This is a genomic window from Aminobacter sp. LjRoot7 (genome assembly GCF_964252895.1).
Lineage (GTDB): Bacteria > Pseudomonadota > Alphaproteobacteria > Rhizobiales > Rhizobiaceae > Aminobacter > Aminobacter aminovorans_B.
In genome coordinates, this window is the sequence record NZ_CAXUPX020000003.1 from 418617 (window position 1) to 435118 (window position 16502).

A 16502-nucleotide genomic window follows, 5' to 3' on the forward strand; every position below is an offset into this window, starting at 1 on the left:
GTTGCGAAACGGAATGTGACTTCCGCTTGGCTGCTGCGCTGCCTAAAAGGCCGACAGGGTTTTGAGGGATTGGACGGGGCAAAATCATGTGCGGAATCGTTGGAATCGTCGGCCAGGCGCCGGTTGCGCCGCTGATCGTGGATGCGCTGAAGCGGCTTGAATATCGCGGTTATGATTCCGCCGGTGTCGCCACCATCGAGAACGGCGAATTGGCGCGCCGCCGCGCCGAGGGCAAGCTGGTCAATCTCGAGCGCCGGCTCAAGGCCGAACCGCTGGACGGCAATATCGGCATCGGCCACACGCGCTGGGCAACCCATGGTGTGCCCAACGAAACCAATGCGCATCCGCATTTTTCCAACGGCGTGGCGATCGTCCACAACGGCATCATCGAGAATTTTGCCGAGCTGCGCCAAGAGCTTATGGCCGACGGCTACGAGTTCACGTCGCAGACCGACACCGAAGTCGTGGCGCATCTGATCGCGCGCGAACTGGCCCGCGGCACCCAGCCGGTCGACGCGGCGCATGCGGCGCTGAAGCGGCTCAACGGCGCCTTCGCGCTCGCCATCATGTTCAAGGGTGACGAAGACCTGATCGTCGGCGCGCGCAACGGCCCGCCGCTGGCTGTCGGCCATGGCGATGGCGAGATGTTCCTTGGCTCGGACGCGATAGCGCTGGCGCCCTTCACCAATTCGGTCACCTATCTCGAAGACGGCGACTGGGCGGTGGTGCGCCGCAACGAATTCCAGATCTACACGATGGACCGCACGCCGGTGGAGCGCCAGCGGCGTCAGTCGGTGGGCACCAGCTATCTCGTCGACAAGGGCAATCACCGCCACTTCATGGAAAAGGAAATCCATGAGCAGCCGGAGGTGATCTCGCACACGCTGGCGCATTATCTCGACTTCACGCAAGGCACCTCGAAGCCGCTCGACTTGCCATTTAATTTCGCCGACATCGACCGCTTGGCGGTTTCGGCCTGCGGCACGGCCTATCTTGCCGGGCTGGTCGGCAAATACTGGTTCGAGCGCCATGCACGGCTGCCGGTTGACATCGATGTCGCCTCGGAGTTCCGCTACCGCGAGATGCCGATCTCGAAGAAGAGCGCCGCGTTCTTCGTCTCGCAGTCGGGCGAAACCGCCGACACGCTGGCGTCGCTGCGTTATTGCCGCAAGGAGGGCGTGCCGATCGGCGCCATCGTCAACGTGCGCGAATCGACCATGGCGCGCGAATCCGACGTCGTGATGCCGACCCTTGCCGGGCCCGAAATCGGCGTTGCCTCGACCAAGGCCTTCACCTGCCAGCTTTCGGTGCTGGCGGCGCTGACCATCCGGGCCGCCTCGCAGCGCGGCACGATCACGGCGGATGAAGAAAAGGCGCTGGTGCGCAGCCTGTCGGAAACGCCGCGCTACGCAGCCCAGGTGCTTAAGCTCGACAAGCAGATCGAGAAAGTTTCGCGTGAGCTCGCTTCGTACAAACACGTGCTCTATCTCGGCCGTGACACCAATTTCCCGCTCGCCATGGAAGGCGCGCTCAAGCTCAAGGAAATCTCCTACATTCATGCCGAGGGTTATGCCGCCGGCGAGCTGAAGCACGGACCGATCGCGCTTATCGACGAGAACATGCCTGTCATCGTCATCGCCCCGCATGACCGTATCTTCGAAAAGACAGTGTCGAACATGCAGGAAGTGGCGGCGCGCGGCGGCAAGATCATCCTGATCACCGACCAGAAGGGTGCTGCGCAGGCGACGGTGAAGACGCTCGAGACCATCGTGCTGCCTGACGTTCCCGAGTTCATCGCGCCGATCATCTACGCGCTGCCGATCCAGATGCTGGCCTATTTCACCGCCGTGTTCATGGGCACCGACGTCGACCAGCCACGCAACCTGGCAAAGTCGGTGACGGTGGAGTAGGGCTTCCACCCCCCTACCAAGATCGGTGTTCCAAAGCGCCGCGCGCTTGACTAATGTTGCGCTGCAAACATGCGGCGGTGAATGATGTCGGACGGCCACAGACCTTCAGCGATTGCACGGCTGAGGAACTATTTCCTCACCGGCTTTGTCGTTTGCGCGCCGCTGGTGCTGACCATCTACATCGTGTGGTCGTTCATCGGCTGGGCCGATTCGTGGGTGAAACCCTACATTCCCGCGACCTACAATCCGGACAACTATCTTTCGATCCGGGTGCCTGGATTCGGGCTGATCGTGGCGCTGGTGATGATCACGCTGATCGGCTTTCTAACCGCCAATTTCATCGGCCGCGCCATCGTCGGGTTTGGCGAGCGGCTGTTGAACAGGACGCCGCTGGTGCGCGGCCTGTACAAGACGCTGAAGCAGCTGTTCGAGACGGCGCTATCGAACAAGAGCGACATGTTCCGGACTGTCGGCATGGTCGAATATCCGCGCAAGGGCGTGTGGTCGATCGTGTTCGTCGGCAACGAAAAGCGGACCGAGATCAACGACAAGCTCGACAAGGAAGGCGACCCGCTGATTGGGGTGTTCATGCCGTGCACGCCCAATCCGACCACCGGATTCCTGATGTATGTGCATCGCTCCGAGGTCGTGCTGCTCGACATGAGCATCGAGGACGGCGCCAAGCTGATCGTCTCGGCTGGCCTTGTGGTGCCCGAACTGCCGAGCGCGGGCGCGAAGGGCAAGGCGATCGAAGGCCCGATCGGCAATCCGCCTGCCGGTAGCCTGCCTCAGCCGGCTCTCAGCAAGCGCACGGCCTCGTCCCTGCCGAACACGTAAAGCAGCAGGCGTAGCGCCTCGCCGCGCGGCGACACCAGTTCGGGATCGCGCGCAAGGATCAGACGCGCGTCATCGCGGGCGATCTCCAGCAAGTCGGCATGCGCCTCGATGCGGGCGATCTGGAAGCCCGGTGTGCCGGATTGGCGCGTGCCCAGCAATTCGCCTTCGCCGCGCAGCTTGAGGTCTTCCTCGGCGATGAGGAAGCCGTCCTCGGTGTCGCGCATGACCGACAGGCGGCGCTTGGCGGTTTCGCCGAGCGGATCCTTGTAGAGCAGGACGCAGGACGACGGCTTGGAACCGCGACCGACGCGCCCGCGCAGCTGGTGCAACTGGGCGAGGCCGAAGCGCTCTGCGTGCTCGATGACGATGATGGTGGCGTCGGGCACGTCGACGCCGACCTCGATGACGGTGGTGGCGATCAGCACACGCGTTTCGCCCTCCTTGAAGGCGCGCATCGCCTCGTCCTTCTCGGCGCCCTTCATGCGGCCGTGGACGAGTCCGATCCTGCTGCCGAATACCGGTTGAAGCGAGGCGAAGCGGTCCTCGGCCGACATCAGCTTGATCTCTTCTGATTCCTCGACGAGCGGGCAAATCCAGTAGACCTTCTGGCCTTCGGCGACGGCGTCGCGCATGCGGCCGACGAGCTCGTCGATGCGTTCGAGCGGCATGGTGACGGTGCGGATTGGCTGCCGGCCGGCGGGCTTTTCGGTCAGGCGCGACACGTCCATGTCGCCGAAGGCTGTGAGCACCAGCGTGCGCGGGATCGGCGTCGCTGTCATCACCAACATGTCGGGCGCCTGGCCCTTGGCGTTCATGGCGAGGCGCTGGTGCACGCCGAAGCGGTGCTGCTCGTCGATGACGGCAAGCGCCATGTCGCGGAAGGTAACCGTTTCCTGGAACAGAGCGTGTGTGCCAATGACGATGTCGATCTCGCCGCCTTCGAGCCCGGCCAGGGTCTGGGCGCGGTCGCGGCCCTTTTCGCGGCCGGTCAGGATCGCGACGCGCATGCCGACGCGTTCGGCCAAGGGGGCGATTGTTGCGAGATGCTGGCGGGCGAGGATTTCGGTCGGCGCCATCAGTGCCGCCTGGCCGCCGGCCTCGACCGCGCGGGCCATGGCCAGGAGCGCCACCACCGTCTTGCCCGAGCCGACGTCGCCCTGGAGCAGGCGCAGCATGCGCTCGGGTTTGGCGAGGTCGGCGTCGATCTCTTCGAGCGCTGACTGCTGCGAGCCGGTCAGTTGATAAGGCAGCGCCGCGCGCAGCGCGTTGACGAGGCGGCCGTCGCCGGTCAGCGGTCGGCCATGCAGCTTGCGCACGCGGGCGCGGACGAGCGCCAGCGACACCTGGCCGGCAAGCAACTCGTCATAGGCGAGGCGGCGCCAGGCCGCGTTTTCGGGCGAGGCGTCGATCGGATCGACTGGGTTGTGGACGCGCTGCAGTGACGCCGCGAAGCCGGGAAAGCTCTGCCGGCGCATGACGTCGGCGTCGAGCCATTCGGGCAAGGATGGTACGCGTTCTAGCGACTGGCCGATGGCGCGACGCAGCACCTTGGCGGACAGGCCTGCCGTCAGCGGATAGACAGGCTCGACCAGCGGCAGCTTGTCGGCCTCGCTGGCAAGGGCGATGTGGTCGGGATGGACCATCGAGGGCCGGCCGTTGAACCACTCCATGCGGCCGGAAACGATGACCTTCTCGCCCTCGGGCATCGCCTTTTCGAGATAGGCGGCATGCGCATGGAAGAAGGTAAGCGCAATCTCGCCGGTGTCGTCATGGGCAAAGACGCGGTAGGGCGCCGCGCGATTGCCGCGCGGAGCCGGGTGATGGCGGTCGATGCGGACCTCCAGCGTGACAATGGCGCCCTCGGCGGCGAGCGCGATGCCGGGACGGTTGCGCCGGTCGATGACGCTGTTGGGCAAAACGAATGCGAGGTCGCCGACGCGGGCGGACCGGTCACCCAGATCAGCAGGCACGACCTTCTCTATCAGCACGGCGACCTTCGGTCCGATGCCGGCAAGCGAGGTGATGGGCGAGAACAAGGGATCGAGCAGGGATGGACGCATCGTGTCAGCTTATGCGTTGCGGCAGCCCGGGCAAAGGCTGACATGGCCGGCTATCCACGCTATATGCGCCTCGACATCAGAGGATTGCTGACATGACCGGATCGACACGCTCGAGCGAAGGGCTTGATACGCGCAGGCGCAAGCTGCTGTTCCGCTCCTGGCATCGCGGCATGCGCGAGATGGACCTGATCCTCGGCAGTTTCGCCGATGCCAACATCGACAGGCTGAGCGATAGCGAGCTCGACCTCTACGAGGTGTTGCTCGACATTACCGACAAGGAACTGCTGTCGTGGATCATCGGCGAGCATCCTGTGCCGGCTGAAGTCGACCATGACGTCTACCGCCAGATCGTGGCGTCGCGCGGCGCATTCACAGCCTGAGTGAAATCATGAGCCTGACCAAAGCAATCGGCCTGCCCAAGGGTCGCGCCGGACAGTTCATCGTCGACGGCGTCGCCGACGGCTATGAGGCCTTCGCGCTCGCCATTGCGGCGGCCGAGACAGCACCCGACAGGCCGCTGCTGTTTGTCGCGCGCGACGGCCAGCGGCTGCCGCAGATCGTCGAAGCGCTGGCCTTCGTTGCGCCCGACCTGCCGGTGCTGGAACTGCCGGCCTGGGACTGCCTGCCTTACGACCGCGTTTCGCCGGGTTCGGACACGGCGGCGCGCCGGCTCGATGCGCTGGCGGCGATGATCGCATTGAGGAAAGAACCGCACCGGGCGATCGTGCTGACCACGGCGAATGCGCTTTTGCAGCGCGTGCCTCCGTCTGCGGCCATCGAAGCGCAGGAATTGCGTGCCAAGCCGGGCAACCAGGTCGAGATGAACGGGCTGGTGGCGCGGCTGGAGCGCGCCGGATTCGAACGGGTGCCAACGGTGCGAGGCGTCGGCGAGTTTGCCGTGCGCGGCGGCATCCTCGACCTCTATGCGCCGGGTGCAGCTGACGCGCTGCGGCTCGACTTCTTCGGCGACACGCTGGAGACCATCCGTGCCTTCGACGTCGCCAGCCAGCGCACGACAGGCAGCCGCAATCAGGTGGTGCTGCAGGCGATGAGCGAGGTCGCGCTGACGCCCGAGTCGATCAGCAAGTTCCGCCGCAGCTACATCGAGGCCTTTGGCGCGCCGTCACGCGACGATGCGCTTTACGCTGCGGTCAGCGAGGGCCGGCGCTTTGCCGGCATGGAGCACTGGCTGCCGTTCTACTATTCGCATCTTGAAACGATCTTCGACTATCTGCCTGACGCGCCCGTGGTGTTCGACCATCTGGCGCGCGAGGCGCTGGGCGAGCGCCATGCGCTGATCCTTGATCACTACGACTCCCGCCGCAAGCAGGGCGAGGGCAAGGGCCTCAAGGACGCTGTGCCCTACAAGCCTGTGGCGCCTGATCAGATGTATCTGTCGCCCGAAGAGGTGTTCACGGCGCTGGCCGACCAGGTCAACGCGGAACTGACGCCCTTCGACACGCCGTTTTCGAGCGGACGCAAGGTGCTGCACGCCGGTTCGCATGCCGGCCGCAGCTTCGCCGAGGAGCGCGCCGACCCCAATGCCAATGTCTTTGACGTGGTGGCCAGGCACATCGCCGACCAGCGCGCCGCCAAGCGCCGCGTCGTCGTCGCCGGCTGGACCGAAGGCTCGCTGGACCGGCTGACGCAGATCCTCGACGAGCACGAACTCGGCAATCTTAAGCGCGTGGCGAATCTCGCCGAGGTCGAAGCGCTGAAGCCGGGCGAAGCGGGACTCGCGGTGCTGCCGATCGAGGCCGGCTTCGAGTCAGGCGACCTCGTCGTCGTTGCCGAGCAGGACATTCTCGGCGACCGGCTGATCCGGCGCTCGAAGAAGCGCAAGCGTGCCGCAGACTTCATCGCCGAGGCCTCGTCGCTGTCGTCGGGCGACATCGTCGTCCATGCCGACCATGGCATCGGCCGCTTTGTCGGCCTCAAGACCATCGAGGCGGCGGGTGCGCCGCATGACTGCCTCGAAATCCACTATGCTTCCGACGGCCGCCTGTTCCTGCCGGTCGAAAACATCGAGCTTCTGTCGCGCTACGGCTCTGACTCGGCCGAGGCGCAACTCGACAAGCTCGGCGGAGGCGCCTGGCAGTCGCGCAAGGCAAAGCTCAAGCGGCGCCTGCTCGAAATGGCCGGGCAGCTGATCAAGCTGGCCGCCGAACGGCACATGCGCGAAGCACCGGCGATGAACCCGCCTGACGGTGTCTATGGCGAGTTCGCGGCACGCTTCCCCTACGAGGAGACCGACGACCAGCAGAGCGCCATCGATTCGGTGATGGAGGACCTTGGCGCCGGCAAACCGATGGACCGCCTGATCTGCGGTGACGTCGGCTTTGGAAAAACCGAGGTAGCCCTCCGCGCGGCCTTCATCGCCGCCATGGAAGGTTTTCAGGTCGCGGTGGTGGTGCCGACGACGCTGTTGTCGCGCCAGCATTTCAAGACGTTCACGCAGCGTTTCGCCGGCCTGCCGGTCAAGGTGCGGCAGGCCTCCAGGCTTGTCGGCACCAAGGAGCTGGCCGAGACCAAACAAGGCATCGCCGACGGCACCGTCGACATCGTCGTCGGCACGCATGCGTTGCTGGGCTCGTCGATCCAGTTCAAGAACCTCGGCCTGCTGATCATCGACGAGGAGCAGCATTTTGGCGTCAAGCACAAGGAACGGCTCAAGGAGCTGAAGAGCGACGTGCACGTGCTGACGCTGTCGGCGACGCCGATCCCGCGTACGCTGCAGCTGGCGCTGACGGGCGTGCGCGAGCTGTCGCTGATCGCCACACCGCCGGTCGACCGCATGGCGGTGCGCAGCTTCATTTCGCCGTTCGACCCGCTGGTCATCCGCGAGACGCTGCTGCGCGAACGCTATCGCGGCGGCCACAGCTTCTATGTCGTGCCGCGCATCGCCGATCTCGCCGAAATCCACCAGTTCCTGCAGGAATCGGTGCCGGAGCTGAAGGTGGCGGTGGCGCATGGGCAGATGCCGCCCGGCGAGCTCGACGACATCATGAACGCCTTCTATGACGGCCAGTACGACGTGCTGCTGTCGACGACGATCGTCGAATCGGGTCTCGACATCCCGACCGCCAACACGCTGATCGTGCACCGCGCCGACATGTTCGGCCTGGCCCAGCTCTACCAGCTGCGTGGGCGCGTTGGCCGTTCCAAGGTGCGCGCCTATGCGCTATTCACGCTGCCGGCCCACCGGACGCTGACGACGACCGCCGACCGCCGGCTCAAGGTGTTGCAGTCGCTCGACACGCTGGGCGCCGGCTTCCAGCTCGCCAGCCACGATCTCGACATCCGCGGCGCCGGCAACCTTTTGGGCGAGGAGCAGTCGGGCCACATCAAGGAAGTCGGCTTTGAGCTCTACCAGCAGATGCTGGAAGAGGCGGTGGCCGAGCTGCGCGGCAGCGGCGAAGCCATCGACACCGGCTGGTCGCCGCTGATCGCGGTCGGCACGGCGGTCATGATCCCGGAAAGCTATGTGCCGGACCTGCAGCTGAGGCTGGCACTCTACCGCCGTCTCGGCGACCTCGAGAATACCGAGGAGATCGACGGTTTCGGCGCCGAGCTCATCGACCGCTTCGGCCCGTTGCCGGAAGAGGTCAAGCACCTGCTCAAGATCGTCTTCATCAAGGCTTTGTGCCGCAAGGCCAATGTCGAGAAGCTGGATGCCGGGCCGAAGGGCGTGGTGGTGCAGTTCCGCAAGAAGGAATTCGCCAATCCGGCAGGCCTGGTGCGCTACATTGCCGAGCAGGGTTCGCTGGCCAAGATCAGGCCGGACCATTCGGTGGTGTTTGCCCGCGACTGGCCGAACCCGGAAAAGCGCCTTGCCGGCTCGGCCGTCATCATGACGCAACTGGCCAAGCTCGCCGAACAGGCGGCTTGAGGGGAGTTTGCTCGGGTTGGTGACCGGCATCGTTAGGTGCCGGGGCCGCGTCGAGGCATCGCACTTGGTGGCGGGGAATCCCGATCGGAGCCGGCTAAGCGCCCGGCTTGACCGATCAGGCTTTCGTTAGCCGCAGCGTCATGTCCCAGCGATCCAGCCCCGGAGCGATGCCATCGGGTGTGACTTTCGAGACGGTGAACCCGAATTTTTCGTAGAAGCCATGGGTGTGCTGGCTCGTGTCCAGCGTCAGTTCGGCGATATCAGGCATCGCACGGGCCAGTTCCAATCTGGCTAGTGTGAGATTGGTTCCAAGTCCCTGTCCGTGAGACGCCTTGTCGACCATTCCCCATGCCAGACTGGCGCGCTTCCGTTCTGGCTCGACAGCCAGCCCGCCACAGCCAATGATCGAACCCTTGGTTGTGAGCACAAGATAGGGCCAGCCCTCTGAGGCGATGCTTTCCAGAAACCGGCAAAAGTCTGCGCGCTCTTCTGGGGCAAAGTACGTCGGCACGTTGCTGTCGAATATCGCAAGACAGGCGGCAAGATCGTCGGAAGTGTAGGGCCTGGATACAATGTCTTGCATTGCCGAAATTAACTCGAGGAATCGACGTTGTTTGCGTAGCCCAATTGCTGCTTCACGCCAAGGGTGGCTTGGGCGGGCGGCTGAGGTGGTTCTTCTGCGTCGTTGCGAGCACGGCAAGGCCCTCTGCTCCATCACAGAGCATGACCGCTCCTCGTTGAGGTGGACGGCATGGATCCCCGGGGCTCCGCAGTTCGCTTCGCTCCTGCTCCGCCCGAGGATGACGAAGGCATGGGGATGCGCAGCTAATCGTCGATGCCGGTGACTGGCAGAAAAATCTAGTGCAGCCAAGCGCCAACCTTGGAGACTAGCCCCGAGCCTCCACGGTTTCGTCATCCTCGGGCGGAGCAGGAGCGAAGCGAACTGCGGAGACCCGGGGATCCATGCCGTGATGCCGGTGAAGGCGGTTACGGTCCAATGCCGGCTCTGAACGGGCACCGGTGCTCATGAAAGCAATAGGATCCGCTGCGGGCCGCCCAATACGGGCACTGGCCTATCGCCATAACGAAAAAGCCCCCATCGCCGAAACGAAAGGGGCTTTGGACGTCGTGCACAACCGTTCGGGCCGCAACCGCCCCGTCAGGCTCAGTTCAACGTCGGTTCGCCGGCTGCCTTTTCGGCTGCGACCTGGCGGATGGCGTCGGCGAGGGTTGCTGAATCCTGGGCGCCCATGACGGCGTATTTGCCGTCGAGCAGGAAGCACGGCACACCTGTTATGCCCATGCGCGATGCGGTGACGATCTCGTTGGTGACGTCGTCGCGGTCGGCATCGGTGGCGAGCAGCGATTCGACGACCGCTGTATCCATAGCTGCTTCACGCGCTGCCTCGACCAGCACGGCATGATCGCCGATGTTCTTGCCTTGTTCGAAATAGAGGCTGAACAGCGAACGGGCGAGCTTGTCCTGCACGCCGTATCCCGATGCCGCCGCCCAGCGGATGAGGCGATGGGCGTCGAGCGTGTTGGGTGCAACGGTGATAGCGTCGAAGTCGAAGGCGATGCCTTCGACGGCACCCAGCGAAACAAGGTTGGCGTGGACCTGCTTCAGCCGGTTTTCGTCGCTGAACTTCGCCAGCATGTAGGCCTTGCGCTCCTTGCCCTCGGGCGGGATCGTCGGGTCGAGCTGGAACGGGCGCCAATGCACCTCGGCCTTGATGTCGGGCAGGCTGGCAAGGGCGTTTTCGAGGCGCTTCATGCCTAGAAAACACCACGGGCAGACGACATCCGAGACGACGTCGATGGTGATCTGGTTCTGTTCAGTCATGGAAAAGTCCTTAGCTCAAGCAGTTCGATTTAACCGCCCTGACTCCACCAGACCGGCAATTGATAGCCAAATATGGGTGTTTTTTCCGGATGTTTTAGTCTCTTCGCAAATGCGATCCACTGCTCGGAATTGTGCTGGAACGGCACCATGTAGTTGCCGGAGATCAAGAGACGGTCGAGGGCACGCACCGCAGCGACGAAATCTTCCTTCTCGCGCGCCTTGAGCATGGCATCGATCATCGCGTCGACGGCGGGGCTGGAAACACCGGCAAGATTGAACGAGCCGGGCTTCTGGGCCGACGACGAGCCCCAGCGCCCGATCTGTTCGATGCCCGGCGACAGGGTGCCGGTGAAGCCTGTGACGCCGATCAGCGCGTCGAATTCGAAAGCCTGCTTGCGCGACTGGATCTGGTCAGCTTCGAGCGCGCGGATGGTGACCGCGATGCCGAGCTTTTCCAGTGTCCGCTGGTAAAGGGCGGCGAGCCGCTGCTCGGCCTCGGACGAGGTCAGGATCTCGAAGGCGAAGGGTGCGCCTTGGGCATCGAGCATCTTGCCGCCCTGCAAGGTGTAGCCGGCGGCCTTGAACAGCTCGAATGCCTGTTTCATCACCTTGCGGTCCTGGCCGGAACCGTCGGTGACCGGCGGGCGCCAGGTGCCGTCCATGATGTCGGGGCGCACCGCATCGGGGAAGGGCGCCAGCAGCGCCTTTTCCTTGTCGTTGGCCGGCACGCCGTAGGCGGAAAGCTCCGAGCCCTGCCAGTAGCTGACCGTGCGCTCATATTTGCCGGCGAACAGGTTCCGGTTGGCCCACTCGAAATCGTAGAGCATGCCGAGCGCCTGGCGAACCTCAGGGTTGGCGAATTTCGGCAGGCGGGTGTTGAACATGAAGCCGGTGACGACAGGCGGAAGGCCGCTCTTGAACGTCTCGGCGACGATGTCGCCGTTCTTGAACGCGGGGAAATCGAAGCCGCGTTCGCGCTTGACCGGATCGGCCTCGGTGAAGGTGTCGCAGATGCCCTTCTTGAATGCCTCGAACTGGGCCGCGGCGTTGAGGAAATACTCGATGGTGATCTGGTCGTAATTGTCGAAGCCGCGCTTGGACGGGATGTCGCGCGCCCAATATTCGGGATTGCGCTTGAAGACGATGCGCTCGCCCGGCTTTACCTCGGCAACCGTATAGGGGCCGCTGCCGACGAGCGGCTTCAGCGTGGTCTGATCGAAGGTATCCTTGGAAAAGGCGTGCTTGGGCACGATCGGCGTCAGCGCGATGATCAGTGGGAATTCGCGGTCGGCCTTGTCATTGAAGGTGAAGCGGACGCTGTTGTCGCCGGTCTTTTCGATCTTCTCGATCTTGGCCATGCGGTCGCTGTAGGGCGGGCGTCCCTTTTCGGTGAAGACCTCATAGGTGAAGATGACGTCGTCAGGAGTGATCTGCTGGCCGTCAGACCATTTGGCATTGGGGTCGAGGTGGAACTCGATCCACTTGCGCTCGGGGTCGATGTCGACCGACTTGGCGGTCAGGCCGTAGATGCTGAAGGCCTCGTCGGCGCTGCGCTGCATCAGCGATTCGAAGACGAGATTGCCGTAGATCGTGTCGATCATGCCGCGCGCGGTGGTGCGCAGGCTCTTGATGATGAACGGGTTGAGATTGTCGAAGCTGCCGATGACGCAATAGGTGATCTTGCCGCCCTTGGGGGCATCGGGATTGGCGTAGGGAAAGTTCTTGAAATCGGCCGGCAGGGCGGGTGTGCCATGCATGGAAAGGCCATGAACGGGCTCGGCCAGGGCGGCGCGCGGCGCCAGAATTGCAATGGCGGCGGTGGCAACCAGCAGCGAAAGAGTGCGTCTCACGACGATTCTCCAAGAATTCGGGGAAGCTTTGATGATTCGAAGCGTAGCGCACGCGTATGTGGCCCGTCCATTGCTGGTGCAAGGCACAAGAAATGCACGGAAACAGGCTGGATTCACGGCTCGCGGCAGTGTAACACGCGCGGCGAAGTCATGCTGTTGCCTCATTTGCCCAACAGGTAGCGTCGACACACGGCTTGGGCCGGTTCCGGGATTGTTTGAGAGGAATTCATGAAGATGACGAGCCAGAAATTCGACGGTCTCCGCCTGTCGGCCTTGGCGGCTGGCGTTGCCGGTCTGCTGGCGTCGGGCCTTGCGCCGGCCGCTGCACAGCAGCAGCAGGTGCCGCAGGGCTGGTTCAAGGCCTGCTCCAAGCAGGCTGACGTCGACATCTGCAACGTGCAGAACATCCTGACCGCGAGCAATGGCCAGCTGGTCACCGGCATCTCGATGATCGAGCTCAAGGGCAAGGTCAACCGCAAGGTGTTCCAGGTCACCGTGCCGAGCGGCCGCCTGATTCCTCCGGGAATCGGCCTGCAGGTCGATGGCGCCAAGGCGCAGAAGCTGGAGTATGTGATCTGCTTCCCGGACCGTTGCGTGGCCGAGATCGCCCTGACCGACGCGCTCGTCGGCTCGTTCAAGAAGGGCACCGACCTGACGCTGACCTCGATCAACTTCCAGAACCAGCCGAACCCGATCAAGGTTTCGCTGTCGGGCTTCACTGGCGCCTTTGATGGCGAGCCGCTGAAGCAGTCGGACCTGGAAGACCGCCAGAAGAAGCTTCAGGAGTTCGTGTCGAAGAACAACGAGGACTTCGCCAAGAAGCTCAAGGAAGAGCAGGACAAGGCCAAGACGGCCAACTGATCAACCTGATCGGACTGAAATGAAAAAAAGCGGGGCTTCAGCCCCGCTTTTTTGTTGCGCATCAAGTGTTTGCGTCTAGTGGCTGCTGCGCGCCTTGGGGGCGTAGTGACCGTCTGCGGTCTTGTCGAAATACTCGCCGACCTGCGGATGCCGGACCGGCTCGCCGGAGCTATCCTCCAGCAGGTTCTGCTCGGAGACATAGGCGACGTATTCGGTCTCCGAATTCTCCGCCAGCAGGTGGTAGAAAGGCTGGTCGCGCCGCGGCCGCACGGCTGCGGGGATCGCGTCGTACCACTCTTCAGTGTTGGCGAATTCGGGGTCGACATCGAAGATCACGCCCCGAAACGGGAAGACCCGGTGGCGCACCACCTGTCCGATCGAGAACTTTGCCGTCTTCATGGATCACCTGCGCCGCGGGAGATTTGCCAAATCACACGCGCTTTCAATCGCTTAGGACACATTTGGGGTCGACATTGCCGTCCAGCCCCGCCAATCGCGCCCTTCCAACTTCCTATTTGGCGCAGCAAGGCAGCTATTTCAATGGCATAGCGGCTTGACGGCCGGTCCGGCAGCACGATACCGGCTGGTAGTCATGTTCCATCGCGCATCCGTCGCCGTCAGGCGGCGAACGCGCCTTTTCCAGCACGCAACGCGGGAAAGTGCCGATGTCTGAGGTGATCGGTCTGGTCTTGCCCTTCTTCGGGCTGATCTTCATGGGTTTCGTCGTTGCCCGCATCACCAGGCAGCCGCTGGAAGCACTCGGCTGGATGACGACCTTCATCGTCTATGTCGCGCTGCCGGCGCTGTTTTTCCAGCTGTTGGCCAAGACGCCGTTCGAGCGGCTGACCGAGTGGGGATACATCCTGGGCGCGGTGTTCTCGACCTTCGTTATCTTCGCGCTGATGTTTACGGCTTCCTGCATCAGGGCGCGCGGTGAGATCGCCGAATCGACGATCAAAGGTCTGGCCTCGGCCTATGGCAATATCGGCTACATGGGCCCGGGCCTGGCGCTGCTCGCCTTTGGCGAAGAGGCCGCAGTGCCGGTGGCGCTGATCTTCTGCTTCGAAAACATCATGCATTTCACCATAGCGCCGATGATGATGGCTCTGGCAGGCGACGAGCCGCGCTCGCCGATGAGCGTGGCACTCGATGTGGTCAAGAAGATCGCCTTCCACCCCTTCATCATCGCGACAGCAGTCGGCGTGCTGGCGGCCTATGCGGAGTTTCGGCCGCCGCTGCCGGTTGAGCGGTTTCTCGAGTATCTGTCGCGCGCGGCGGCACCCTGCGCACTGTTCGCCATGGGCGTGACGCTGGCGCTGCGGCCACTGAAGCGGGTGCCGCACGAGATGGTGCCGATCGCGCTGCTCAAGCTGATCGTGCATCCGCTGCTGTGCTACGTCGTTTTGAGCTGGGTCGGCAATTTCTCGCCGGTCTGGCTGTTCTCGGCCATGCTGATGGCGGCGCTGCCGACGGCGACCAATGTCTTCGTCATCGCCCAGCAATATGGTGTGTGGGTCGAGCGCGCGTCGGCGAGCGTGCTGGTCACCACCTGCGCCTCGGTGCTGACGGTGACCGGCCTGCTGTACATGATCCAGCACGGCATCTTACCGCCGGATCTCTTCCCGTAAGGCTCAGTCGGTGGAGGCGTCGCGCGTGCGGCGCGGCGAACGCAGTCCGGCGACGACTGATGAAAAGCCACTGCCGGGGCGCAGGCCCTCGCGCATGAAGAAGGCGCGGAGCGGCGAGAAGCCGCCGAGCACATTGAGGCCTGCGCTGCGTGCAAGCTGGGCGGGCAGCATGTCCGACAAGAGCGACCGGTTGAGCAGGTTGACCGCGCTGGTGCGGGCGAGAATGTCGGGGCGCCGCGCGGAATCATAGGCTGCCAGCGTTTCGGCAGCGCCGGCATCTTCGCGGTGTTTCGATGCGATTTCAACGAGTTGGTCGACATCCCTGATGCCGAGATTGAGACCTTGTGCACCGATCGGTGGGAACACATGCGCTGCTTCGCCGACAAGGGCAACGCGGTTCTGGGCGAAACGTTGCGGCAAGGATGTCGACAGCGGGTAGATCTGGCGACCGCCCTCGACGGTGACGCGGCCGAGCATCGACTGCATCTGCTGTTCGACGCGTTGCGACAGTGCCTCATCGTCGAGGCTGGCGAATTCCTTCGCCGTTTCGGGCCTGAGCACCCAGACGAGGCTGGAGCGGCGGCCGGGCAGCGGGACCTGGGTGAACGGCCCGGTTTCGGTGTGGAACTCGGTCGAGGTGAAGGCATGGTCGCGGCTGTGGGCGAAATTCAGCACCAAAGCGGCCTGCGGCAGCGACTGAGCAGATGCCGAGATGCCAGCTGCCTGGCGGGCTGGCGAATTCCGGCCGTCGGCGGCGACCGCCAAAGGTGCTTCGGCCGAAGTGCCGTCCGACAAGGTGGCAGTCACCCTGCTGGGCTCAAGGGCCCAGTTGTCGACCATGGCCCGGCGCCATTCGATGTCTGAATGGGCTTCTACCGCCTTTTCGAGGATCGCATTGAAAACGCGATTCTGGAAATTGAGCCCAAAATGCTCTTCGCCGATCTCGCTGGCGCGGAAGGTGACGATGGGGCTGCGGATGAGCCGCGCCGTGCCGTCGATGATGCGCATCACCTTGAGCGGGGATGCATCAGGTTCGAGCGAATCGAGCACGCCGAGCCTGGCCAGGAATTTCAGCGCCGGCACCATCAGCGCCGTAGTGCGGCCATCGTCGGCACGCGCCGGCGGTCCGGCAAGAACGACACCGAATCCGGCCTCGGCAAAGGCGAGGGCGGAGATCAGCCCGACAGGGCCCGTGCCTGCCACCAGAATGCGGTTTCCCGTGTCGACGCTCATCGGCCGCCCATGCTGTCCCGGTGCTATCGAGGCACCTCAGTTATCCCGGTATATTGCAGAGCTAAGCCATTGATCAACGCGGCGATTCATCCCATTCGGTCGCAATCGTCCATCCCGGCAGAATTTCAGCCGGCTTGGCATGCAGTCGGCCATCGACGCCGATGTGGATGAAGCAGGGCTGGTGCAGCAACGGGACATTTTCAGCTTGGCTTTCGTCTTGTCTGGAAAGCGGTGCTGCTATTAAGTGCCGGAATGGCAGGGAGACTATCGATGGCAAGCAGGAGGGCACGATGACTAGAGAATTCGTGCAATCGTGCTGCAACAGATTTGCTCCATATGCTTGGTCATGTTCGTCCATTCGGCTCAATTCTGCAAAATGATTGGCGGGAAA

At 63.5% G+C, this 16502-nt stretch carries 13 protein-coding genes; 6 read left to right on the forward strand and 7 right to left on the reverse strand.

Translation table 11 applies throughout. The annotated features are described in order from the left end of the window. Positions 1–86: 86 nt before the first annotated feature. Together glmS and ACSQ3E_RS11660 are read left to right on the forward strand one after the other, a co-directional pair. On the forward strand, positions 87–1910 hold the full coding sequence (gene glmS, locus ACSQ3E_RS11655) for a glutamine--fructose-6-phosphate transaminase (isomerizing) (RefSeq protein ID WP_436122809.1): 1824 nt from the start codon (positions 87–89) through the stop codon (positions 1908–1910). A gap of 84 nt (positions 1911–1994) precedes the next feature. After that, a complete protein-coding gene (locus ACSQ3E_RS11660; RefSeq protein ID WP_310319135.1) occupies positions 1995–2747 on the forward strand; it encodes a DUF502 domain-containing protein in 753 nt (250 codons plus the stop codon). Here ACSQ3E_RS11660 and recG read toward each other — a convergent pair. Then, a complete protein-coding gene (recG, locus tag ACSQ3E_RS11665; RefSeq protein ID WP_436122810.1) occupies positions 2699–4807 on the reverse strand; it encodes an ATP-dependent DNA helicase RecG in 2109 nt (702 codons plus the stop codon). The two genes, ACSQ3E_RS11660 and recG, sit on opposite strands and share 49 nt — an antisense overlap. Positions 4808–4899: 92 nt before the next feature. On the opposite strand from recG, the gene ACSQ3E_RS11670 reads away from it, so the two are divergent. Continuing rightward, on the forward strand, positions 4900–5187 hold the full coding sequence (locus tag ACSQ3E_RS11670) for a succinate dehydrogenase assembly factor 2 (RefSeq protein ID WP_310318685.1): 288 nt from the start codon (positions 4900–4902) through the stop codon (positions 5185–5187). A gap of 8 nt (positions 5188–5195) precedes the next feature. Continuing rightward, positions 5196–8696, forward strand: a complete 3501-nt coding sequence (gene mfd, locus ACSQ3E_RS11675; protein WP_436122811.1) for a transcription-repair coupling factor — start codon at positions 5196–5198, stop codon at positions 8694–8696. Positions 8697–8811: 115 nt separating this feature from the next. Here the strand turns inward: mfd and ACSQ3E_RS11680 are convergent, their stop codons facing one another. From ACSQ3E_RS11680 to ACSQ3E_RS11690, 3 genes are all read right to left on the reverse strand, one after another. Further along, positions 8812–9279: a GNAT family N-acetyltransferase gene (locus ACSQ3E_RS11680; protein WP_436122812.1), complete on the reverse strand. Its 468-nt coding sequence runs from the start codon at positions 9277–9279 to the stop codon at positions 8812–8814. Positions 9280–9861: 582 nt separating this feature from the next. Then, positions 9862–10539, reverse strand: a complete 678-nt coding sequence (locus ACSQ3E_RS11685) for a DsbA family oxidoreductase (protein WP_436122813.1) — start codon at positions 10537–10539, stop codon at positions 9862–9864. A gap of 29 nt (positions 10540–10568) precedes the next feature. Next, the gene (locus tag ACSQ3E_RS11690) at positions 10569–12389 is read right to left on the reverse strand and encodes an extracellular solute-binding protein (RefSeq protein ID WP_436122814.1); all 1821 of its coding nucleotides are present in this window, start codon (positions 12387–12389) and stop codon (positions 10569–10571) included. Between the two features lie 234 nt (positions 12390–12623). Here ACSQ3E_RS11690 and ACSQ3E_RS11695 point away from each other — a divergent pair, with 234 nt between their 5' ends. Further along, a complete protein-coding gene (locus ACSQ3E_RS11695) occupies positions 12624–13250 on the forward strand; it encodes an invasion associated locus B family protein (RefSeq protein ID WP_067966575.1) in 627 nt (208 codons plus the stop codon). Positions 13251–13325: 75 nt separating this feature from the next. Here the strand turns inward: ACSQ3E_RS11695 and hspQ are convergent, their stop codons facing one another. Next, positions 13326–13649: a heat shock protein HspQ gene (hspQ, locus tag ACSQ3E_RS11700; protein WP_184767712.1), complete on the reverse strand. Its 324-nt coding sequence runs from the start codon at positions 13647–13649 to the stop codon at positions 13326–13328. A gap of 266 nt (positions 13650–13915) precedes the next feature. On the opposite strand from hspQ, the gene ACSQ3E_RS11705 reads away from it, so the two are divergent. After that, positions 13916–14878: an AEC family transporter gene (locus tag ACSQ3E_RS11705; RefSeq protein WP_436122815.1), complete on the forward strand. Its 963-nt coding sequence runs from the start codon at positions 13916–13918 to the stop codon at positions 14876–14878. Between the two features lie 3 nt (positions 14879–14881). Here ACSQ3E_RS11705 and ACSQ3E_RS11710 read toward each other — a convergent pair whose 3' ends face one another. Continuing rightward, on the reverse strand, positions 14882–16111 hold the full coding sequence (locus ACSQ3E_RS11710; RefSeq protein ID WP_436122816.1) for a UbiH/UbiF family hydroxylase: 1230 nt from the start codon (positions 16109–16111) through the stop codon (positions 14882–14884). A 73-nt stretch (positions 16112–16184) separates the two neighbouring features. After that, complete coding sequence (locus ACSQ3E_RS11715; protein ID WP_436122817.1) at positions 16185–16469, reverse strand: hypothetical protein; 285 nt, start codon at positions 16467–16469, stop codon at positions 16185–16187. Between the last annotated feature and the right edge of the window lie 33 nt (positions 16470–16502).